Annotated in this window: 24 protein-coding genes; 14 read left to right on the top strand and 10 right to left on the bottom strand. The window is 64.2% G+C overall.

Annotated elements, in window-relative coordinates; genetic code table 11:
• From EDE12_RS19975 to EDE12_RS19965, 3 genes are all read right to left on the bottom strand, one after another.
• The coding region (locus EDE12_RS19975; RefSeq protein ID WP_134188264.1) for a recombinase family protein at positions 1–303 on the bottom strand (303 nt) is incomplete at its 3' end.
• 3 nt (positions 304–306) lie between these two features.
• Entirely contained in the window at positions 307–801 is a 495-nt protein-coding gene (locus EDE12_RS19970; protein WP_026597673.1) for a nucleotidyl transferase AbiEii/AbiGii toxin family protein, read from the bottom strand.
• On the bottom strand, positions 798–1421 hold the full coding sequence (locus EDE12_RS19965; RefSeq protein ID WP_051592300.1) for a type IV toxin-antitoxin system AbiEi family antitoxin domain-containing protein: 624 nt from the start codon (positions 1419–1421) through the stop codon (positions 798–800). Before EDE12_RS19965 ends, EDE12_RS19970 begins: the two co-directional genes overlap by 4 nt.
• A 324-nt stretch (positions 1422–1745) precedes the next feature.
• Here EDE12_RS19965 and EDE12_RS19960 point away from each other — a divergent pair, with 324 nt between their 5' ends.
• From EDE12_RS19960 to EDE12_RS19910, 11 genes are all read left to right on the top strand, one after another.
• Positions 1746–2861, top strand: coding sequence for an RHE_PE00001 family protein (locus EDE12_RS19960; RefSeq protein ID WP_026597675.1), 1116 nt, complete (start codon positions 1746–1748; stop codon positions 2859–2861).
• Between the two features lie 117 nt (positions 2862–2978).
• Positions 2979–3425 carry a hypothetical protein gene (locus EDE12_RS19955; protein ID WP_134188263.1) on the top strand — a complete coding sequence of 149 codons (447 nt, stop codon included), beginning with the start codon at positions 2979–2981 and terminating at the stop codon, positions 3423–3425.
• 160 nt (positions 3426–3585) lie between these two features.
• Positions 3586–5916 (top strand): caspase family protein, encoded by a 2331-nt coding sequence (locus tag EDE12_RS19950; protein ID WP_051592301.1) that lies wholly within the window; start codon positions 3586–3588, stop codon positions 5914–5916.
• 125 nt (positions 5917–6041) lie between these two features.
• Entirely contained in the window at positions 6042–6536 is a 495-nt protein-coding gene (locus EDE12_RS19945; RefSeq protein ID WP_026597677.1) for a DUF4189 domain-containing protein, read from the top strand.
• Between the two features lie 14 nt (positions 6537–6550).
• Entirely contained in the window at positions 6551–7033 is a 483-nt protein-coding gene (locus tag EDE12_RS19940; RefSeq protein WP_245275680.1) for a M23 family metallopeptidase, read from the top strand.
• Positions 7034–7171: 138 nt separating this feature from the next.
• Positions 7172–8101, top strand: a complete 930-nt coding sequence (locus EDE12_RS19935; RefSeq protein WP_026597679.1) for a hypothetical protein — start codon at positions 7172–7174, stop codon at positions 8099–8101.
• 743 nt (positions 8102–8844) lie between these two features.
• Positions 8845–9501, top strand: coding sequence for a hypothetical protein (locus EDE12_RS19930; RefSeq protein WP_134188261.1), 657 nt, complete (start codon positions 8845–8847; stop codon positions 9499–9501).
• Positions 9462–10379, top strand: coding sequence for a hypothetical protein (locus EDE12_RS19925; protein WP_166671901.1), 918 nt, complete (start codon positions 9462–9464; stop codon positions 10377–10379). Before EDE12_RS19930 ends, EDE12_RS19925 begins: the two co-directional genes overlap by 40 nt.
• Positions 10380–10638: 259 nt before the next feature.
• On the top strand, positions 10639–10914 hold the full coding sequence (locus EDE12_RS19920) for a hypothetical protein (RefSeq protein WP_026597682.1): 276 nt from the start codon (positions 10639–10641) through the stop codon (positions 10912–10914).
• A gap of 2 nt (positions 10915–10916) precedes the next feature.
• Positions 10917–11648, top strand: coding sequence for a hypothetical protein (locus EDE12_RS19915; RefSeq protein ID WP_036289937.1), 732 nt, complete (start codon positions 10917–10919; stop codon positions 11646–11648).
• A 71-nt stretch (positions 11649–11719) separates the two neighbouring features.
• Positions 11720–12025, top strand: a complete 306-nt coding sequence (locus EDE12_RS19910; protein ID WP_084768277.1) for an I78 family peptidase inhibitor — start codon at positions 11720–11722, stop codon at positions 12023–12025.
• A 66-nt stretch (positions 12026–12091) separates the two neighbouring features.
• On the opposite strand, the gene EDE12_RS22505 is transcribed toward EDE12_RS19910, so the two are convergent.
• The 4 genes from EDE12_RS22505 to EDE12_RS19890 form a co-directional block, all read right to left on the bottom strand.
• Positions 12092–12250 carry a DDE-type integrase/transposase/recombinase gene (locus EDE12_RS22505; RefSeq protein WP_134188260.1) on the bottom strand — a complete coding sequence of 53 codons (159 nt, stop codon included), beginning with the start codon at positions 12248–12250 and terminating at the stop codon, positions 12092–12094.
• Positions 12247–12486, bottom strand: a complete 240-nt coding sequence (locus EDE12_RS22500) for a DDE-type integrase/transposase/recombinase (protein WP_280949675.1) — start codon at positions 12484–12486, stop codon at positions 12247–12249. Before EDE12_RS22500 ends, EDE12_RS22505 begins: the two co-directional genes overlap by 4 nt.
• A 229-nt stretch (positions 12487–12715) precedes the next feature.
• Positions 12716–13795 carry a hypothetical protein gene (locus EDE12_RS19895; protein WP_134188258.1) on the bottom strand — a complete coding sequence of 360 codons (1080 nt, stop codon included), beginning with the start codon at positions 13793–13795 and terminating at the stop codon, positions 12716–12718.
• An 81-nt stretch (positions 13796–13876) separates the two neighbouring features.
• Complete coding sequence (locus EDE12_RS19890; protein WP_134188257.1) at positions 13877–14428, bottom strand: hypothetical protein; 552 nt, start codon at positions 14426–14428, stop codon at positions 13877–13879.
• A gap of 46 nt (positions 14429–14474) precedes the next feature.
• Between EDE12_RS19890 and EDE12_RS19885 the strand changes: the two genes are divergently transcribed.
• Complete coding sequence (locus tag EDE12_RS19885; RefSeq protein ID WP_134188256.1) at positions 14475–14741, top strand: hypothetical protein; 267 nt, start codon at positions 14475–14477, stop codon at positions 14739–14741.
• A gap of 88 nt (positions 14742–14829) precedes the next feature.
• On the opposite strand, the gene EDE12_RS19880 is transcribed toward EDE12_RS19885, so the two are convergent.
• Entirely contained in the window at positions 14830–16083 is a 1254-nt protein-coding gene (locus EDE12_RS19880; protein ID WP_157198916.1) for a hypothetical protein, read from the bottom strand.
• Between the two features lie 90 nt (positions 16084–16173).
• Here EDE12_RS19880 and EDE12_RS19870 point away from each other — a divergent pair, with 90 nt between their 5' ends.
• Positions 16174–16974, top strand: a complete 801-nt coding sequence (locus EDE12_RS19870; RefSeq protein ID WP_134188253.1) for a hypothetical protein — start codon at positions 16174–16176, stop codon at positions 16972–16974.
• A 185-nt stretch (positions 16975–17159) separates the two neighbouring features.
• Here EDE12_RS19870 and EDE12_RS19865 read toward each other — a convergent pair whose 3' ends face one another.
• The gene (locus tag EDE12_RS19865) at positions 17160–17801 is read right to left on the bottom strand and encodes an NADAR domain-containing protein (RefSeq protein WP_026597688.1); all 642 of its coding nucleotides are present in this window, start codon (positions 17799–17801) and stop codon (positions 17160–17162) included.
• 442 nt (positions 17802–18243) lie between these two features.
• Between EDE12_RS19865 and EDE12_RS19860 the strand changes: the two genes are divergently transcribed.
• Positions 18244–19272, top strand: a complete 1029-nt coding sequence (locus EDE12_RS19860; RefSeq protein WP_134188252.1) for a hypothetical protein — start codon at positions 18244–18246, stop codon at positions 19270–19272.
• Here EDE12_RS19860 and EDE12_RS19855 read toward each other — a convergent pair.
• Complete coding sequence (locus tag EDE12_RS19855; protein WP_134188251.1) at positions 19182–19529, bottom strand: hypothetical protein; 348 nt, start codon at positions 19527–19529, stop codon at positions 19182–19184. The genes EDE12_RS19860 and EDE12_RS19855 overlap by 91 nt on opposite strands.
• Between the last annotated feature and the right edge of the window lie 204 nt (positions 19530–19733).

Below are 19733 nucleotides of genomic sequence, written 5' to 3'. Positions count from 1 at the left end.
CTGCGGGGTAGTGGTGTCGATGGGATCGGCGAGTGATTTGAAATGCGCGCCCTTGGCGTCGAGCTCGGCGATCACGGCGAGGAGATGCGACAGTGCGCGGGCCAATCGGTCGAGCCGCGCGACGACCAGCACGTCGCCGCGGCGCACCCGCGCCAGCGCCTTGGCCAGCTCCGGCCGCGAGGCCTTGGCGCCCGACATATGCTCGCGAAAAATCTCGACGCAGCCGGCGGCCTTCAGCACATCGGTCTGGGCGTCGGTGACCTGATCCTCGGTCGAGACGCGGGCGTAGCCGATGAGGGGCATGGGTCAATCTCCCCAAGGCCCGCCGACTGGCCATTTTCCAAGACTGGTCTGTTCGTCAGCGGCGGCCAGAAAGACTGGCATCAGAAATGAGGCGATCGACGGGATAATTTGGTTCAGCGGCTCCCGCGCCATCGCGACCTCGGTGCGCGGAAGGAAGGCTTGCCACTGCGTTTGCTGCACCGGATCCGCGGCGAAGGTCTCTGAAAGTCCGAATGGAATTTCGATCGGCGGCGTTGTTCCGCGGCGCTCTGGGTTGCCGGCGCCGAGAAGATCGAGGTCGCCGGTCGCGCGATAAGGCGTCGGCCCCCACAGGCTGAAGGGGATAGCGCCTTTCAGGATGAATCGTTCTCGATGCTGCGAAACGCTCAACCGATACAAGAGCCTTTCGATCGCGTAGCGGGTGAGGATCAGCTGAACATTCTCGCCGGCGGCCCGCGCACGCTGGGTCAGCCGGTCTCGCACCGAGGCCGGGAGATTTTTGAGCGGCTCTCGTGTCACGAAAGCGCCTCCAGATAGGGCCGCATGACATTCTGGACGCGATCGATGGCGGCATAGCGCCAGATTTCGTCGCGCGTGGCCCGCTTTTTCGTCAGGCAGTCCCGTAGCGCCTCGATAGCCACGTCGAGGCCGATTTTGCTGCGATATTTGAAACAGTCAGCCACTGTTTTCGCGGGCGATGTAATGGGGACGACTACCCGATCGACGAGCTGCTGCTCGACGCCGGCCTTCAGCGCCTCACCGCTGGCGCGAAGAATCTTCAGTGTGACCGGCGGTCGCCTCGGCGCCCATGCCTTTGAGGGCAGGAGCATCCAGACCTGGGACGGAAGCTGGGTCGTCAGCTCATGATATTGGAGCGCCGACAGCAGTCCGATGACCCCGGAGGGAACGGCTTTGGCGGCCTCGGCGAGACTATGGTGTGCGCTGATCTGGCCGCCCGCGAGTGCATAGAGGCCCCTTCCGGGTTGCGTGAGCAGTCCCTCGTCTCGGAGGCGTTGAAGGTAGATGCGCGGGACTCCTGCTGCTTCGAAATCACGCGAACGAGCAATCCCACGGTCGCGAGCGACGGCGAGAACGAGTTCCCTGAGGTTTTTGGCCTGGATCGCGGGCGTCAGGTGCATTTGTCAGGTTGGTATCACGAAACACCTAGAATTTGCAACATATGTTGCAGAATTGGAGGACATTACAAATCGGTCGTTTGAAACCGCATCCGAGGGCCGAAGTTCGCCGCCGCGACATAGTGGTGAGCAGAAGAAAGGCCCGAGAAACAGCCCTTTTCGTCGATTTGCGGCCGAAAGCTCGCCTTCAGAGCCGTTCAGAGGCTTGCTTTCGGCGGCCGCGGCGGCGCATTTCGATCCGGCCGACGAAATCGAAGGAAGCATCTTCTATCACTAAAGCTAAATTGAAGATAAGTTGATAGTCGTCTTGATTCGTACAGGATTAAAATGGGATCAGCTTTTCCCGCCTCTGTTTCATTCGAGCGCCTGCAAGCGCCCTTCGAGAGCGCGTCGGACGCCCTCGCGCGTTTCGACGAGCGGCTTCGCTCCAGTCCCGTCGCCGAAGCGTTCGTTCTCCGCGCGCATTTCCACGACGCCTGCGCCGCCTTGTGGCGCGCGGGCGAATTCGTGCAGCTCGAAGATCTCGTGCTTCATGACGCCGGGACGGACGTGCGCACGCCGACGCACGAGCTCGTGCGAGCCCATGCCGTTCTGCTGACGCGCCGTCGCATTGCCGATTGCGAGCCGGGATGGGCGTTGACGACCGATGGCCTCGCCAATCTGCGTGGCGCAGGGAGGCCGCACGGCGCGGCGCACGAGCCAGCCACTGGTTCGGGCGCCATGGGCGAAGCGGCGGATCGGGAGCTGGATGACGAGGACGACGAGACGATCCTTACAGGAGAATTCGCCGAAATCGATGAATTGCTGGCGCGAACGTCGCGGGTGATAGAGCGAAGCGAGCCCCCGCCTCTGAAGCGGGACGACTCTGGTTTGGTCTACGACGAAGATTGGGACGAGGAGGCCCGCCTCGCGGAGTGGCGCGAATGTCTGGGCCGCACTCAGAACCTCCCGCCCTTGATGGCGGCAAGCGTCGCGCTCGATGCTTGGGAGGAGATCGAGCCGTTACAGCGCAGCGCTTGGCTCGGCCCCTTGCTCGCCGCGGCCTTGCTACGTTCCCGCGGAAAGACGCGGCACTGTCTCACAGCGCTGCATTCGGGATTCCGACAGGCCAAATATCGCCGAGCTGGGCGAGATGATTTCGAATCACGATTGGTCGCGTTCGCGTGTGCGATCGAAACCATGGCGAAGGCAGACTCGAAGGAACTCGACAGATTGACGCTCGCGCGCGAGCTCCTGCTCAGAAAATGCAAAGGCCGAAGAGCGAATTCGAGGATGCCGCAACTCGTCGATTTGTGTCTGGCTTCGCCGGTCGTCACCGTCCCTTTTGCCGCCAAGGAGCTCCGGGTCTCACAACAAGCCGCGACCACGATGATCGGCGAACTCTCGTCGAACCTTCGCGAGTTGACCGGACGCGGGCGATACAGGGCGTGGGCTGTCGTTTGATGAATTGAGCGCATCAGTCATTCGTGCCGATGGCGAGTTTTTGCTGGCCGAATCGCATATTCGACGGCGCGCCGATATCGCTGGGGCGTCGGCAGATTCCAAAGGCGAGTGATTTCCATGGCGGGTCGGTTTTCCAGCTTCATCAGCCATGTGTGGGGATATGTCCTCGCATCGATGGCCGCCACCACGATCATGGCGCTCGGACTGAGCGCCTATAGTTTCCTGTCTGGGTTCCAGAAGCTGGAACCCGATTTGATCCTTCCATTCGTCCGGTTCTGGTGTCTGCTCGCCGCCGCCATCGCGATCGTCTCGCTCGTTCCGGTCATGCTTGCGCTCTGGATCATCTATCATCGGCGGCTCGTCTCACGGCGCGCCTTCGTGGTCGCCGGCAGTCTGATCGGAGTCGGCGCATTTTCGGTCGGGACGGCGCTGATCGTCTTGGCGGAGCGCGGTCGTTTCGACACAGCGCCGACCGAGAATGAAACGATCGCCGTGACAGGGTTTGTTTCCATCGCCGCCGGGGCGATCGCCGGCTGGGTGTTCCATCGCGCTATCAGCCGATGAATTTTGCGACCGAGACGCCGTCCGTTTGACAGATCGAGGCCTTGCGAGGCGATGGGACGCTTCGTTACAATCTGTTGTCACGTCCTGCGCGTCATCCTTTCCAGCCGAGTGATCTATGGCGAGCCGATCCTTTGGGGACGACGACAGCGTGGCCTCCGCAATGACGGGCGCAGACGAACCGCTGTCGGTTCCGTCCGGCGCGGCCGCCGGCGGTGAGCGGCGTTTCGCCTTGTTGATCGGCAATGCGCGCTACCGGTCGAAGCCGCTTTCCAATCCCATCAGAGACGCGCGCTTGATCGGTGGAGTGCTGCGCGCGCTCGGATTCTCCACGAATCTCGTCGAGAACGCCACGCTCGCGGCCATGCGCCGCGCCATCGACGAATTTGCGGCTCGCATCGCCGACGCCGGGCCGGAAACGGTCGCCTTCGTCTATTACGCGGGACATGGCGTCCAGGATTTTGGCGCCAATTACCTATTGCCGGTCGATGCGACAGGAACCTCGCGGGTCGATCTGCCCGCCTGCGCTCTGCCTCTGGATCTTGTCGTTGCGAGCTTGGCGCGCGCGCCGCGCAAAGCGACGGTGCTGGTGATCGACGCTTGCCGCGACGTCTCGACCGATTTCGACGCCGGCGAGCGCGATCTGACCGAGGGGCTAGCCGCGCTGAAACTTCCGCCGGACGGAATGCTGATCGTCTATTCGACCGCCGCCGGCGCCGTTGCGATCGACGGCGCCGGGGCACACAGCCCCTATGCCGAGGCGCTCGCTCGATCTCTGCCGGGTCTGCTCGAACCGGATCGGCGCGTGCATGATGTGTTCGTCGAGGTCGCCGAGCGCGTACGGACGTCGACGGCAGGCAGGCAAAATCCGGCTCTCTATCTGCAAGGCGCATTGCCGGCTCTGGATGTGACGGAAAACGATCGGAGGCGGTTCGCGACATATCGATTGCCGCGTCCCAAGAGATGGCACGAGCATGGGCTGCAATGGGTTGGAGGCGGCATTCTCACGCTGGCGCTGCTGGGGGCGTCGGTCGCCTGGTTCGGCGCCTATCCCGAAACGCGGCTGAAGCGCCTGCATGATTGGGGCGTCGTCCGAAACGGCATGTTCGAGTTCCTCTGCGACAGGAGCAGCCGTGAGCCGGACAGTTTCGGGCTGACGCAAACCGAATGGTGCCGCTATCCTTTACATGCGCTTCTGCAATTTGCCCGAGAGCGCGGACGGTGGCGGAACGAGGATGCGCGGGAGCGGGCCGAGCGCGGCGATATTATAGCGATGACCTTGCTTGCCGAGGAGCTCGGCGAGCGCACCGCAGTCGACCCCGAGGGCGCGAAGCGAGTTGACTTCGAAGCGCGCAGCTACCCGCGACGAGCCGAGGCCGCCGGCTGGGCGCCGGCCGCGATGGTCGCATGGGAGCAGGATCGGCGCGCCGACACGCCGGGCCGGAGCTCGCCGGCGCCAGCGAGCGTGTACCTAGCCGCCGCCGCTGGCGTCGCGCCGGCGATCATCGAGACTGCGGCCGCGACCTGGGAGAATGGCGGTCTCGATCGCGGGGAAAAGGATTTCGCCAAAGCCCTCGACCTCGACCCGACAGGCTATGCGGCGGTTCGCTTCGCGGGTCTCGTGCTGAAAGGATCCCGTGCGGCGCGCCTCTCGGGCGACCCGCAACGCGCCGTCGAATTGTTGCTTCTCGCTTGCGACAAACAGAGGTCCGACGCCGCCGAGCTGTTGGCGACAATCGTGCAGAGAGGCCATACCGTGGTCACGGAAGGCGACCTCGCGCGCTGCCCAGCGCCGAGCGGCGGCGAGGCGCGCAGCATTTCCGAGCTCGATCAAACCCATAATCGCATCGAGATCGGCGCGATATCGGCGATGGTGGATATGGTCGTGATCCTGCCATGGCGATGCCCCGGCTGCCCCGATTTGATCGCCCGCACAATTCCCGCGCTGAAAGCGTCGTTTTCAGAGCCCCGACAGCTGCGGATCGGCGTCATGCCGGCGTATCCGCGCGTGATCGCGGCCCAGAGCCTCGATGCGGACGACATCCCGCGCTGCGCGCCGATGGCGCTGCGGCCAGATTTATATGTTCGCTTGATCGAAACCTTTCTCGAATGGTCGGCGCTTCCCGAGACCGAGCGGCGCGCGCGATTGGCGAGCCTTGCGGCGCCGTTCCTGCGTAGCGATTGCAAGCCCCGCTGGTTTCGCGCGAATATGCCCATCCGGCCGCGGCCGACCGGGCATCCTTTTTTCGATCTGATGGCGGACTTCGATCCAGAGGCCTTGCGGCCCCAGCCATCCGTCGAGCGCAGGTTCGGGATCACGGAGCCGCCGCCGATAGAGACGCGTATTCGTGAGGCCGAACAATTGCGGGTGGCCGATGCTCCGGCGATCTATTTGAACGGTCGTGAGCAGAGGAGCGCCGAGCTCGGCGATCTCAGACGCGAAATCGAGAAGCTCTTGCGCGCTTCGCCGCTGGGATCGGCCGCGCCGCGGTGACTGTCCGTTCCGGGATAGGGCATTTATCGCGCAAAGCGCAATGTCGGGAAATCGCCGGCAATCGTCTCGCCCGCAGGCAATGGGCCATATCGCGCTGGAGCATCCATTCGAACTTCGGGAAAGACATGAAACCGTTTCGCTGCATCGCTTCGATCACCGTCGCCCTCGCCGGCTTCGCGTTTTTCTCCGCATCCTCCGGCGCCCGAGCCGATACGGCGTCGTGCCGGGCGAGCTGTTACAGCTACTCCTCCGATCCCGCCATGTGCCTGATGTCGTGCGGCTCAGGACCCAGCCCGGGATACGACACAAGTGCGAGCTTCGGCGCGATCTATATCTCGTCGAGCACCGGCGCTTCCGGTCTCTCATCCGGACGGGCCTCGCGATCCGCGGCGGAACAGCAAGCGCTCGGCGTTTGCCGGGCGCAGGCCGGTCAGGCGAATGATTGCAAATTGGCGATCTGGTTCGACCGACGCTGCGCGGCGCTCGCGATCGGTCAGAATAAGGCATGGGGCGCGCGCTACGAGATCTCGGGATCGCTGGCCATCCGGCGCGCGCTGGCCGCCTGCCGCGCGGAAGGCGGCGTCGATTGCCGCATCGTTCGATCCAATTGCTCGGGCTGAAAGAGGATTTGGCGATGCGCGCAGCGATTTTCGCATCTTTCCTCGCTCTGACGCTGATCGGCCCGGCCGCGGCGGCGAGTTGCGTCAGCACAGATGACGAGGCCGGTCCGCCCCGTTTCGACCGCCCCGCGCCGGGTCCGATCGTCACGCCCTTCGGCTTGCGGCGCAGTCCCCTCGACGGAATGCTCACCTCGCATCGCGGGGTCGATTACGCGGGAGCCAAAGGGGACGTCGTCCGCGCCGCAGCCTCCGGGGAGGTTGTGTTTGCGGGTGTGCAAGGCCGCTATGGGCTCGTGATCGTCATCCGTCACGATGACCTCGGAATGGAAACCGCCTATGCGCATCTCGACAGGGCCGACGTTGCGGCCGGGCAGTGCGTTTTTCGCGGCCAAGCCATTGGCGCTATGGGGCAAACGGGCGTCACCACGGGTGTGCGTCTGCACTTCGAGCTCCGTGAGGCGATCGACCCGACGCCGCTCCTGCCGCCGGAGCCTTGATCAGCGGGACTTTCCTCGCTTTACCGTTCTGACTCCCGACATGAGCGCGGCGCGCCAGAGCGTTCCATGATCTTTCCCAAAACTCCACAGGAGGTTACTCTGCGGCGCCCGAGGCGGCGCAGGAGACGAACCGTGCGGATGCCGACATTGCACCTGAAGTGGCGAGCGTTTCAGGCGTTCGTCGATGATGTCAGCAGCGGCAAATCGATCGCGGAATCAAAGCTTTTCCCGGAGCTGGCCGACCCTGACGGCGATCCCGATCGAAGCACGAAAGCGGATAGCAAATTCGCCAAGCGGCTCCGCGGCGACGTCGGGCTGGAGGCGGAATTCAGCGACGCGCTCGTCGATCATATGAACCATCAGATCTCGGGACTGCGAAAGCGCAAGGGCGTCGCGGGCAGTTTTCCCTTGCTGACGCCGTCCGACCTCGAGCTTTCGACATTCGGCTTTGCGGCGCGGCTGCTCGAGCTATGGCCCGGCGCCGACGCCTATACGCTCGAGCGGATGCACAAGAGCCTGTTGGAGGGGCTGCGGGCGCCGCCTTCGGACGAGGGGACCGCCGTCCTGGTCGTGGACCGTTTCGACATGACGAGAAGCTTCGGCCCAGACGTTTTGCCGTCGGGTGGACAAGGCCCGCTCGTTTTCGAGGTCGGCAGGCACAAAGGCCAGGTCGCAGTCCTCGGAGAAACGAAAACGTCCTTGGCGGCTTTCACGGTCTTCGTTCGCGACCCCGCGCCGGTCGGCAAGCATCTTTGGGAGCTCCCATGGGGCGAAGCCGTGTTGTGGCTGCCGGCTCCATCACGCCCGTCGCTGGACGGCGACCGCCTGCTCCTGATGTCCAGCCCGCAGCCCGTCCAGCCCAAACCCGGCCGCTTCACAGTGACGACCGCGCTGGTTTGGTCGGGGGAAGCATTGGACGAACTGGATCCTCGATCCAAATCCATACGCCCCGACGAAAACGAGACCGCACAGTTCCTCACCAAATTGGGTCGGTTTCACAAATATCGCCGCCATAAATGGGCCGGCGCGGTCACGACGCTGAGCGCGGAATATTTGGTCAAAGCCTGAGTGGAACTTTTGTCCGAAAGCAGGTTCCCCACTTTCTTGAATTCCCGGCTGTCGACGGCCTGAGCAATCATCGGCAATCATCGGCAATGGCGGGCTCGCTTTGGGGGAGCTATCGATTTCCATATCTTCCGGATCGCCATGTCGAGCTTATGTCCAGCCACCCGCTTCGCACCTTGCGACAATGTCTCCCGATCGCCGCTCTCGCCGCCGCGACGAGCCTCTCGGCGATCGCGCAATCGCAGTCGCCGCCCTATGCCGCGCCTGAATATGTCGAAGCGCTCATCGCCGGAAATACGGCGAGACTCGCGACGCGAGATGCGCGCGATTGGGTCGCCGAACCGGTCATGGCTGCGAGAGAGTCCGGAATGCCGCTCAGCACAGCCGAGAGCGCCTATCGGCGCCGACTCGTTTTCCGGTCCCATTATATATTCGCCTTCGCGGCCCGGTTTTCCGCCGGTTGCGCGACGCTTCCGAACGAAATGGGCGCCGAGGCGGCGAGCGCCCTCGCTGCGGCGAAGACGGCGCTCGGCCAAAAGATCGAGCCCGACGGGCCGCGACTCCAGAGGACGATAGAGGACGGGGAGGGCGCTCGGGTCCTCGCCGGCTGGATCGAGGCTGGCTCGAATGACGCCGCCGCATTCCTGAAGAATAACGCCTGCGCCGCGTCCGTCTCCCGAGCGGTTGCGAGCACGCTCACGGCGCTGCTATCGGCCCCGGCCGGAAGCGTCGAGCCGAATGAGGATATGATCGTGCGGGAGCGCCGCGCCATGACCGGTCTTCCCGACGACTGGTTTCTGATGGATGGGTTGTATCGGCGCGATTCCGTCGAGGGAAATCCCTACCACGGCGTGTCCCGCGCCGCGGCGGAAGTCGCCACCTGGCACATTCCTCGTCCCGAAGACGAGATTCCCGGCAAGATGGTCGGCTGGCGCTCGGATATGAGCGCGCTCGCCGCTGGCGAGCGGGACGGCAAGCCGGTGTTGTTGGTTCTTTCGTCGCCCTCGATCTCCTGCTCGGAGTGCCGATCGGCCATCAGGGATATTTTGACATCCGGCCCACTCAATCAACTGGCCGGGCAATTCCATGCGATGATGGTCGTGCTCGACGGGATACCCGAAAGTCCATCGAGTCCGCTGCGCAGTCGGCTCCGCGTGAAATCGAATATTGCCGCGATCCTCGTCCGACTGGGCGACAAGGACCGAAAAGCGCGGGAGCTGCTGCGACAAGAAGGAAGGATCGACATCCGCGCGCTGGCGCGCGACCTCCAAAGGCGGCTGCCGTCGACGCATGGAACTGGGGCGGATATCGAACCGACCGCCCGCTCGCCATCATTTTGCTGGCTGATCGAAGACTTCGAATTATGTCAGGCGAGAATTCAACGCGCCGGACCTGCGGAGTAACCTCTTGCGCCATTGAAGGGCCACAGCACAACGCACGGGAAACCACCATGAAGGACTTCTGGACCTCCACCGCAGAGCTATTGCTCGCCCTGCCGATTCTGGCCTATCTCGGGGTCGGCGCCACGCTGTCGATCACGCAGAGCGCGCGGACATTCAGCCCATGCTCGCAAGTCGACAGCAATATCGTCACGCCCGATAGCGACTCGCCGCTCGTCTATGTGATCAAGCACGGGTTGATGTGGCCGTTTGCCGCCTATCGCGAGATCATCCGCGAAGGCATGCCTGTGAGCCACTTCATTTTTGCGTCCGATTGCAAATGGAGCAAGCGGCCAGTCTATCAGCGGCTCTTCGCTGAACCGGCAGGCGGCTGTCCCGAGGGGACGACACAATACGAAGGCGCACGATGCCGACTGAACGAGCGGCGCTCCTACCGCTATGCGCCGCGCAAGCCCGGCCAAGAATGTCCCCAGGGCTCGGCGCCCGTCTCGGGGCGCGAGGATCGTTGCGAGCTTCCCTATGCATTGTCGAACCAGGACGCGCTGTCGGAACTGGCGGCATTGGCGAAGCCGAGGTTCGGCTCCACAGCGGCAGATGTGAGGCCGGTCCTCGACGTTCGCACCGCCTGGGGAGAGCCGCGCTACCTCTTCCCTTGGCTGGAAATAAATCTGTCGACCCCGCCAACCTGCCCTGGACCCCTATGGCTGGAAATTCCCGCCGCCCCGGGCGTCGTCGAATGCGTCCTTCCCTCGCTCGAGAAACTTGCCGACCGGCCCTGCCCGGCAGGTCTGAAGAGCTACGAAGTCGCGCCCTATTCCAGAGTCGCAAAAGACGGCGGCCGAACCGAGCCCAAGATCGAAGTCTGCGTCAAGGCCGATTGACGAAACGCGCGGCAACGAAAAGGAATAGCGCAGATGCCTCGCAGGAAGGCGTCGCCGAGCAACGCGCGGGCAGGATAAGATGTCTCGCGTTCGGCCTGGCGCACGAACGTCTGCCGCAACTCGGCGACGCTTGGTCCATCCCGCAGGACAAGCAAGCGGCGCTGCATTCGCGACGCCGAATCGGGAGCAAAAGCATGGCGCGATCTGTTGAGGGTTCGGCCGTAGCAAACGCGACGCGCTCTCGCTCGGCGCGATCACCGTGCGGTTCGACGAGCCAGGCGAGTTCATCGAGGAAGCGCGCATGCTGAAAGAGGTCGTGACCACCAATGTATTCCGGTGCGTCGCGTACCAATACAAGCCGTCGCCCAAGGGACGGCCGCAGCCGCCGTCGCTCAATGTCCTACGATGCGGCAAACCCGACGCGTTTTTTTCGCCCACAGACGGCTCGTTGACCGTCTGCCTCGAGTTCGTCGCCGCGACGAATCGCGTCGCGGAGCTGTGGATCGCGAGCCTCCCGGGGACCGAGCGGAGATAGTCGTGTCATTCGATGTCTGCCGCACGCCAGCCGACAAACATGCGTCATGGGTGATCTATGGCGCGAGCGTCGCCCCTGATGCCGCACATGAAATCATCCGCCGGACAGACACATTCTTCCACAGTTGCAAAAGCGCCTCGGTTTATCAGTACGAGGTCAGGCGCTTGCTCGGCGCGCCGCGGGATTCGGACTACTTCTGGATGAATGCCGCGGGCGACGAGAGCTATGATACGGAGCAGCTTCATCGCGACTGCGAGGCGTTTCGGGTGCGCTGGGGGCTGCTGTCGGTCGAGACTCTGGCGAACGCGCAAGTCGCCATCGGGCTGGGTTGGTGCTTCGCCGACGGCACGATCGGGATCGTCGAAGAACTCGACGGCTGGTCCCATCCGAGGTCGATTCGCGACGAGTGCAAATTGTTGGCCAATGCGTTTCCGCAGCTGGCGTTTTCGATCGCCTATTGGGGACGTGGCGGACAGGAGGCGCCGACGGCCGGAATCATGGTCCGGAATGGTCGCGTCGATGGCGTGGCCGGCGACGACCCCGTCCTGTTTCGGGACTTCGGATGCGCGGATTGGCGGCAGGCGAAGGAGTCGGCCCAGCGCGCTCATGATGCGGCGCGCTCCAGGAACATCGCTCGCAGTCGTTACGGCGACCGCGGTGATTCATCAGGATTGCCGGATAGCGTAATCGAGAGTTGGATCGCGAAAGCGCGTGAAGTGGGAACGGCTTCGTAGGTCTGGTCCGGCATTGCGGCAGCCGTGAGAGGACGACGGATGCGCATCAAATCGGAAAAGAGGCTCACGCCATGAATTCTTCTCGCCACCAAAGGGTCTCGCCAAATTGGCGCATTTGCGCCTTCCTCGTCGGCATAGCCTGTTTTGGACCGGGCCTTTTCCGTGCTCGGGCGGAGGGGTGCAATTCGAAAAATGCCCTATTCGTCGTCGGAAAACCGTATGAAGGCAGTCTCGCCGACGAAGCAAGACGTAGAGCCGGCGCGATGATCGTTCGACGAATGGATCTCGGGATGGCGTATCAGATGGAGTTCCGCGCCGATCGTCTCGATTTGACTGTCGATAAAAAAGGGATCGTGGTCGCCATTCATTGCGGGTGAGGCGGCGTTTGGGTTCTGTCGCAAATCTTGTCTACAGGCGCGCCGGGTAAGTGAGAATGACGTGGCTCAGGCGGCGAGGGAATAGAATTGCTGCGCGGGACGCATTTCGTTCGTCGTTCGCATCTGCCCCTTTTGAATCATGTGCATCAGCTCGATCCCAGAAAGCGTCGCGGCAACCGATCGAAATGATTTGAAACCCAGCGTCGGGCGCATCACGCGTTTCACGGCTCCACGATATTATGGAGATATTTGATGCGCCGGATTTCGATGTCCGCTTCACGCTCCTCATTGTAGCTTTCGATCGCTGCTGTGTAGGCTCCGCTCTTGTCGATCGTTATCTTCTTCGGCTCGCCGTGCTGGCCGATCGCCTTGCGCAAGAAGCGCAACGCCCCTTTGCGACCCCTCTTGGCCGTCCGAAGGAAATCGACCGTCGCACTCGCTTTGTCGACCGCCCGATACAGATATTCCAGCAGCTTTGACTTTCACATAGGTCTCATCGAGACGCGAGCTCGACCCGACAGGACGCTTGCGAGTACGAAACTCCTTCTCCAGCAAAGGCGCATATTTGGCAACCCAGCGGTTGAGCGTGGAATGGTCGACCTCGACGCCCCGCTATTCCGCCTGCCCCAGCCCGGCGATCATAGCCCCAACCGGCCCGCGAGAAAAATTCGCGACAGAGCCGGCTTGTTGCTATGGCGTCGGCGCATGCCACCCCTTGGCCGCGACTTCGCTGTCGCGCGCGGAATAGTATTCGACCAGCGATTCCAGCTCGCGCAGCCGCAGGCGATAGGCGATGTCGACGCAGGTTTCGACCGCCGCTTCGCCGAAATTCTCGAACAAGCCCTCCTGGATGATGTGTCCGCTGGCGCCGATATGCGCCGTCGGCGCCCGCAGACGCCGTTCGCAGCCGTTGCGATAGGCGATCCACCGCGCCTGCTCGCCGTCGAGGCGTTGGGCGTCGACCCTCCCGTTCAGCGCCTGCAATGCGGCGGCGATTCGCACCTCATTGCGGATAAAGGGAAGGGCGCCGCAGACGATCGTCTTGACGGTGGTGGGCGCCGCCGCGCTCGCGCAGTCGAGCGTCTTCACGACGCCCGCGTCGAACATCTGCGCCGGCCTGGCGGCGATGGTCACGATGTTCCAGTCGCGCAGTTGCGCGTCATCGACCAGCGCGACGCCCTTCGAGCCGAACTGCAGCGCCGCGTCCGCCATGGCGCTGCTGCCGAGCATTTCGCGGGTGTAGAGGATGAACATCGACGACAGCGCCTGCACCTCATCCATGTGCTTGGCGGCTGAGCCGCCCTCGGACGCCGTTGCGTCCGGGTTGACCGACATGGCGTGAATGCCGAATTTTCCGAGCACCGTCCGCGACACGCCGCCGATGAACGCCATGGTGCAGGCGGAATGGCACGCGGCGCCGGCCGCGACCAATGTGTCGACATCGGCCTCACGAAGGTACGCGCCGAGCCGCAAGCCGCCGACCGCATTGCCGCCGTTGGAATCGAGGCTGACTTGTGGCCGCCGGCGGGCCTTGGTCAGGCTCTTTAGCGCGACGTCTTTGCCATCGACGCCCTTGTTGGCGGCGATCAGCGCCTGAAGCCGTTCCGTGTCATCGAAGGCCACGACGCCGGTCGCGACATAGACGGTCCTCGCGGTCGCCAAATCATATTGTTTTGACCAGTCCATCGCGGCGGCGGGCAATGCGCACAGACACCCCAGCCAGCCAGCGAGGCAGGCGGCAATTCGTCCGGCTTGCGAGAGCATTTCCATGTCCGTCTGTCCTTGTGAATGCGGGATGCCGCCCGGGCGGCGGCGCCGCCGCTGCGATCATGGCGGCGGCTTCGAGCGGGTTCAGCGCGCAATGCCCTTTTGGAGATGCAGAGGCGCGGAGTCGGCGAGCGCCGCGTCGACCGGCGTGGCGCCACAGGCCGCTGGCTTCGGTAGACCGACAGCGGCATCTGCCGCGGCGGCGCCGGTCGCAGCCTTCAGGGCGGCATTGTCGGCCAGAAACTGCAGCAGGCGCGCTTCGGTCGCCGCACCGGCCACTCGCGCCACCGGCGTGATCTCCTTGTTCTTGACGCTGACGATCTCGACGGTGGGAAAGCCTTCGATCTTCAACAGATCGATGAAATGGGCCGCTTCGGGATGCTGCGGCCGAAAATCCGCCGACGTCCTGCGCTCGTGGGTGAGAAGGATAAAATGCGCCCGGCCAGCCAAACTGTTCAACCCATTGCAACGCAGGACATGTGTCAGCGCGATCCGGCACCAGCCACAAGGTTCGGTCACCACGACGACCACCAACGGTTTGCCGTCGCTCGACGCCTGCTCGAGCGCCGGCGCGATCTCGTCGAAGTGCCAGCCGATCCTTTGTCCGGCGACGCCCTCGGCGACCTTCGGCAGCACCAGCGCGCCGGCGTCCTCGGCCCAGGTCGGCGTTTCGATCGCCGATATGGCCCAAATCATCGCCGAGGCGGTGATCCAGCGCCCCCATCGGCGTGTCGCCGCCTGTTTCGATCTGTTCGAACGCATGAGTTCCTCTGTCGGCAGGCGGCCGACCTCTGAGGCCGCCGCGGTTCTCTCCGATTTCAGCATGGACGACAGCCGGATGGAATTGCTTTCCCGGGCCGCCGCCGGCGCGGATCGAGGAGAAGCGCGCTTGCCCGCCCTGCTCGGGTCGCGACGCGCCGCGCCGCAGGAGCGCGTCGTGCGTCGGTGAACCCGGAGCGCCGAGGAGCGCCGTGGATCCGGCCGCGCGAGCGAGGTCTCGCAATGTCGCGGGGCGGTTGCTCGGCGGCAGGCTCGGTTTATTGTGGGCGGGCGAAGCGAGAGGGTCGATGAGCAAGGCCACGGAGCCGTCGAAGCCGATCTATGCCCTGTGCGGCGTCGAGTCCGGCGGGCGCTCCCTGTTGCAGGCGTGTGGCGCAACCCTCTGCCTGAACCCGGAAACCGGACAGGCCGAGCGTGGCTTCGTCGGCTTGCCGATGGGTGTCGGCGATCCCGAAGCCGGCGGCCTGTTCGAGGAGATGTGGGCCGTCGTGCGCGTCGATGACGCCGATGGCGGCTTGCTCGTCCGAGCGGCGGACGGCTCCATCGCTGCGATGCGCTTCGCCAAAGGCTGGGTGTTTTACACGGGTGAACGGCGCGGCGCGGTGGAAGCCATACTCAATCTTGGCGCCGCGAACGACGCTCTGGCGGCGCGACTGGCGACGCCCAACGATTTCGGCGTCGCCGATGCGGGCGATTTTGGCGTCGCCGTCGCCGGTCGCGGCGGCTACGCCCGCGCCGGCGTGTGCGGCCAAGCCTTCGGAGCCTTGCTGACCATCGCCGGCGTATGCGGACGCGCGACGCTCGAGCAATCGCGTGGCGTCGCCGTGGTCGGCGCTCATGGCGAGGCGAGCGGCGGCGACGTGGCGATCCTTTGCGCCGATGGGCCTGAAGCGACATTGCGCGGCGGCAATGAATGCACCGCCTTTTCCCAATATGACATTCGCGCCGTCACGCTCGGCGCCTTCGGTCGGGCTTTTGCCCTCGGCGAGGTCGCTCGCGTGGAAATCGCCGCTGGCGGCACGGTCGTCGTCATGGCGGCGGTCGAGGGCAAGACCCGGATCAAGGTCGGCGATCGCAGCAGCGTGATTCTGCGGTTTCGTGATGACGACGGCGCGCGCCGCTTCGTGTTCGCCACCCCGGGCTCGCTCGGCCTGCAGGCCGGCGTCGAGGCGGTTTTTGTCGATGCGGCGTTTCGAGATGTCCGGACGTGGACGGCGACTGAAGCCGGGATCCGTGCCCTGATCGATCAGGACAGCGAGACACACGGGCGGTTGCAAGTTCGATCGGCGGCGTTGGCAGCATCCAGACAGCGCGCAGCGCGGGCGCAGCCCGACCACGATCGATGTCTCTCCGAGGCCGCCACGGAACCGGCGTGCGGCGATGTCGAGCCAGGCGCCGTCGACCGGCAAGGCGGCCGACATCGGCAGCCCGCGGGCGGCGAGACAGATCCGCGACCAATCGTCATTCTGTGCAAACTGACCGACGAAAACGCCTTTCTCACCGTCGGCCAAACCGTGCGCGCCAAGGACTGGGACCCAGACCCTAAGTCTGAAAGCGGCGTCTTCGGCTTGCTCTGGGGCGGCGGCGACCCGAGCCTCGGCATGATCGACTATGTCGGCACGTTCGAGGATTGGGCGCTGGTCCGTGTCGAGTCCTATGTCGCCGTCGCGCCGCCGGATGAGATCGGGCGCCCGTCGGCGGTCAAGTTCCACTCCGGCGTGATTATGCTGTCGGGGCCGCGGCGGACAATTCTGAGCGAGCTGATCGCGCTGGGCGCCGATCCGCGCCAACTCGTCGGCCGCCTCGCAAAGGCTGGCGATCGCGGCTGCGCGGCGGTCGGTCGCCATGGCGCCGCCCATGCAGGGCGAGCCGGCTGGGCCTTCGCCGGCGCGCATTCCGACTCCAGCGTCGGCGATAAAGGGGTTGCGATAGCGGGCTTCGCCGGCTTCGCCTCGGCCGGCGCCGGCGGGATCGCCATGGCCGAAGAGAATGGCGTCGCCGTCGCCGGCGCTGGCGGCTTGGCGATCAGCGAAGGCAAGCGCTATGGCGCGGCTCACGCGGGAACCGGCGGTCTGGCCATCGGCGATGGCCGTTTCAAGACAGTCGGCGCCGGCGTCGGCGGCGTGGCGTTGGCGACCAGTTATGGCGGCGCGCTGACGGTCGGCGACGACGGCGTCGCCTTCGGGCCCGGCCATGTCACGCTCGGCCGCAATTGCGTGGCGATCGGCTTCGAGACTGTCTCCGCCGGCGAAGGCAGTCTGTTGGTTTGGTCGATCGCCTCGGAGGCCGGCGCCCCGCGCTATGAGACCGCGATTGTCGGCGCCGGCGGCGTCCTGCCGAACATCCGCTACGGCGTTGACGCCGGCGCGTTGAAACCGCTCGGCGATCCGCCGGAGATATAGAGTCTTTTGTTTTGACGCGTTTCCAACGCCGAACCGGTGTCCACTTCGGCTGGAAATGCTCTAGCGGGCCCCTTCAGAAGTGCGAACGCCGTCGAGATCGCCAGCCGATCGGAGAACCGCAGGTCTCCTGTATCGACCCCGCGAAAGTGGACTCCGGTTTTGCGATGAGGCGTCGAGGAAAGCCCCTATCCCGCACGCGCAGGCCTATGTTTCCTCAGTTTCACGCGGATGGACATCCACATGTCGGCCAGGATGGCGCCCGGGATTGTACGACTATCCCTACGAACCTTATGAGTCAGAAGGCGGTCGCCGGTGGCCAGCAAGGCCAGACGGGCGGCCTCGTTCTGCTCGAATTTCGCCCAGCATGCCCGCCGCATCAACGACCAGTGTTCGGTCCCGCCGACAGGAAGGCTCTGACCTTGAAAGGTGATGCTCTCCCCGACCTCCACCGCCTGACCGGCCCGCATCGCTTCGGTTCCGCTCAGCCTCGCAATACGCGTGCGTTCAGACGGGTCGCTGAACTTCAATCCCTGCCAGAATCCTTCGATGCTCGCATAGGCTTGCCCATCGAGCTCGAAAGCGGTGGGCGCGAGATTGCTGATCGGGCGCCAGCGTTCCTCCAGCCCGCGCTCGGTCCAGACCACGTTGATCGGTTCGCGGCAGGCAAATTCCCGCGCACCCCGATCAATGAAGCGGCACTCGCCCGGGTTCTTGGAATAGAGTTCGAAAACATGTCCGACTCTGGTCGCCGCCTGGGCGATCAGATCCGCCTCTTCTGGCGTCTCTGCGACCATGGCGACGCCGGCTGTGTTGACGATCAAACGCATGCCCTACCTTTCAAACAAAAGGAGCGGTGAGACGGCCATTGCGCCGCCACCATGATCGCCCTCGCGATCCTCGGCGGCTTTGAACGCCTGGATGGTGAAGCATCTACGAGCTCGGCGACGCGCGATGCGGCTTCATGATCGTGTCGTAACCTTTTGACACCCGATCCGATTGGTATAGCCTCTCCGAGAGGCGATTGTCGCAGCCTCGCAGGCTGCCTCGATTGTGTTGTGTAGGAGAACCAGCAATCATGTCGAGGCGACAACTCTTACTTACCTTTACAGCATTCTGTCTGTCCGCGAGTCCGGTCTTTGCCGATATTCTCCCTCCTACTCCTAGGAGGCCTCCGCCCCCTCCTCCTCCGCCGCCAGAGCCGGAGAATCCGCCGGCCCCTCCGAGCCGCGAACGGTCGCCAGTTTCGCGCGTGAATCAGAAAAAGCAGTGATGGCTTTGTCGAACAGGGGCGTAGCCCTCGCATTGGTCGGCGCGATGATTTTCGTCGCCGGCGTGATCCTGGCGCCGCTCGCTGTCTACACCACGACATTGGCCTTCTTCGGGCTCCCGCATGTGCTGAGCGAGTTGCGTTATGTCGACCGGCGCTTCGGACGCCAAATCGATCGGCGATTTCTGATCGGCGTCGCGACGCTGCTCGCCATTATCGTCGTGGTGCGTTCGAGCGTCGTGTTCGACGTTCTTTCCTCCGAGATCGGCGCTCCGCTCGAACTTCTGGGGGTGGCGCTGTCGGCTCTGTTCTGCTTCGGAGGAAATGGGCTGCGGCGCGGACTTGCGCTCTTTGTCGGCGGCGCGATCGGCGTGGGCGCCGCGACGGCGCCCTTCGCCGCATTCGCCTTATTGGCGATTCTTCACAATTTGACGCCGCTCGGATTCTTTTGGCAGCTCGCCCCGAGCGCCGGGCGGCCGCGCATCATGGCGGCGGCGATCGGCGGCTTCATCATTGCGCCGCTCGTCGTGGCGACCGGTTGGCCACGCGCCGCGCTCGCGAATTTGCTCGGCGGGCTCGCGCCGGTCGATCCGTTCGGCGCCGGTCCCCTTTCGGATCATCTCAGGGTCTATGTGCCGCCGCAATTCATCGACGCGTCATGGGCGATCGATCTTTTCAGCGCCTCGGTGGCGGCGCAAGGCGCGCATTACCTCTCGGTCATCGTCATTCTGCCGATGCTCTTGCAGCGGGTCGATCCGGGCGCCCTCGGCCTCGTCGCGCGACCGGACGGTCGTCTGTTCGCGCTGCTCTGCGTCGGCGTGACGACGCTCGGCCTTTTGGAGTTCTTCAGCAATTTCGCGCAGGCGCGCGCAGTCTATGGGATCGCCGCGTCTATCCATGCATGGATAGAAATTCCGGTGCTGATCACGGCTCTGACGGCTCATGACGGGCCGACGAGCCAGAGGCCGATCGCGAGCGATCCCGAATTGGCGACGAGCGACGCCAGCATTGCGCGATCGATGCGCAATTGAGCCATCCAGGCGATCAAAACGCCTTCGATCACGACGACGGCCGATTCGAGAATCGACGCTGATTGCCAGAACGGAAAACGGTCATAGGCCCAGAGCGCCGCCGCCCACAGCTGAGGATGGGTGATCGCTGTGGCCGCCGCCGAGGCCGCGGCGACATGGAAATCGCCACGACTCTCCCACCCCAGGGTTCGCGTGACCAGAAACGCGAGTGCGGCTTCCACGAGGGCGGAAATCACCAGCGCGTCGAATCCGCTCATCGTCGCACCCTGCTTTCGTGTCGGCGCTCGCCAGGCGATGTGGAAAGCATTTTGCGATATTCGTCGCCTCCGAGGCGGCGGCAAAACGTCGGCCGTGGGATCGAATGGCTCTGCATCGAGGTGGGAATCGGTTTGGGCTTTCGACGCGGAGAGCCGGCCTCGGAAATTCGGACAGCCCGGTCGTGCCCCTTGGAGAGGTGTAGC

This window comes from Methylosinus sp. sav-2 (assembly GCF_004366495.1).
Classification (GTDB): domain Bacteria; phylum Pseudomonadota; class Alphaproteobacteria; order Rhizobiales; family Beijerinckiaceae; genus Methylosinus.
Note: the sequence above shows the minus strand (reverse complement) of the source record. Positions and strands in the feature narration are given on the sequence as shown.

Bases quoted from the DNA above. Each gene is read 5' to 3' on its own strand.
- EDE12_RS19925 (WP_166671901.1), top strand. From the start codon at position 9,462: ATGTCAGGCGAGAATTCAACGCGCCGGACCTGCGGAGTAACCTCTTGC.
- EDE12_RS19965 (WP_051592300.1), bottom strand. From the start codon at position 1,421: ATGCACCTGACGCCCGCGATCCAGGCCAAAAACCTCAGGGAACTCGTT.
- EDE12_RS19955 (WP_134188263.1), top strand. From the start codon at position 2,979: ATGGCGGGTCGGTTTTCCAGCTTCATCAGCCATGTGTGGGGATATGTC.
- EDE12_RS19865 (WP_026597688.1), bottom strand. From the start codon at position 17,801: ATGCGTTTGATCGTCAACACAGCCGGCGTCGCCATGGTCGCAGAGACG.
- EDE12_RS19945 (WP_026597677.1), top strand. From the start codon at position 6,042: ATGAAACCGTTTCGCTGCATCGCTTCGATCACCGTCGCCCTCGCCGGC.
- EDE12_RS19960 (WP_026597675.1), top strand. From the start codon at position 1,746: ATGGGATCAGCTTTTCCCGCCTCTGTTTCATTCGAGCGCCTGCAAGCG.
- EDE12_RS19860 (WP_134188252.1), top strand. From the start codon at position 18,244: ATGGCTTTGTCGAACAGGGGCGTAGCCCTCGCATTGGTCGGCGCGATG.
- EDE12_RS19935 (WP_026597679.1), top strand. From the start codon at position 7,172: ATGCCGACATTGCACCTGAAGTGGCGAGCGTTTCAGGCGTTCGTCGAT.
- EDE12_RS19870 (WP_134188253.1), top strand. From the start codon at position 16,174: ATGATCGACTATGTCGGCACGTTCGAGGATTGGGCGCTGGTCCGTGTC.
- EDE12_RS19855 (WP_134188251.1), bottom strand. From the start codon at position 19,529: ATGAGCGGATTCGACGCGCTGGTGATTTCCGCCCTCGTGGAAGCCGCA.
- EDE12_RS19930 (WP_134188261.1), top strand. From the start codon at position 8,845: ATGATCGTGCGGGAGCGCCGCGCCATGACCGGTCTTCCCGACGACTGG.
- EDE12_RS19950 (WP_051592301.1), top strand. From the start codon at position 3,586: ATGACGGGCGCAGACGAACCGCTGTCGGTTCCGTCCGGCGCGGCCGCC.
- EDE12_RS19940 (WP_245275680.1), top strand. From the start codon at position 6,551: ATGCGCGCAGCGATTTTCGCATCTTTCCTCGCTCTGACGCTGATCGGC.
- EDE12_RS19895 (WP_134188258.1), bottom strand. From the start codon at position 13,795: ATGGAAATGCTCTCGCAAGCCGGACGAATTGCCGCCTGCCTCGCTGGC.
- EDE12_RS19885 (WP_134188256.1), top strand. From the start codon at position 14,475: ATGGCCCAAATCATCGCCGAGGCGGTGATCCAGCGCCCCCATCGGCGT.
- EDE12_RS19910 (WP_084768277.1), top strand. From the start codon at position 11,720: ATGAATTCTTCTCGCCACCAAAGGGTCTCGCCAAATTGGCGCATTTGC.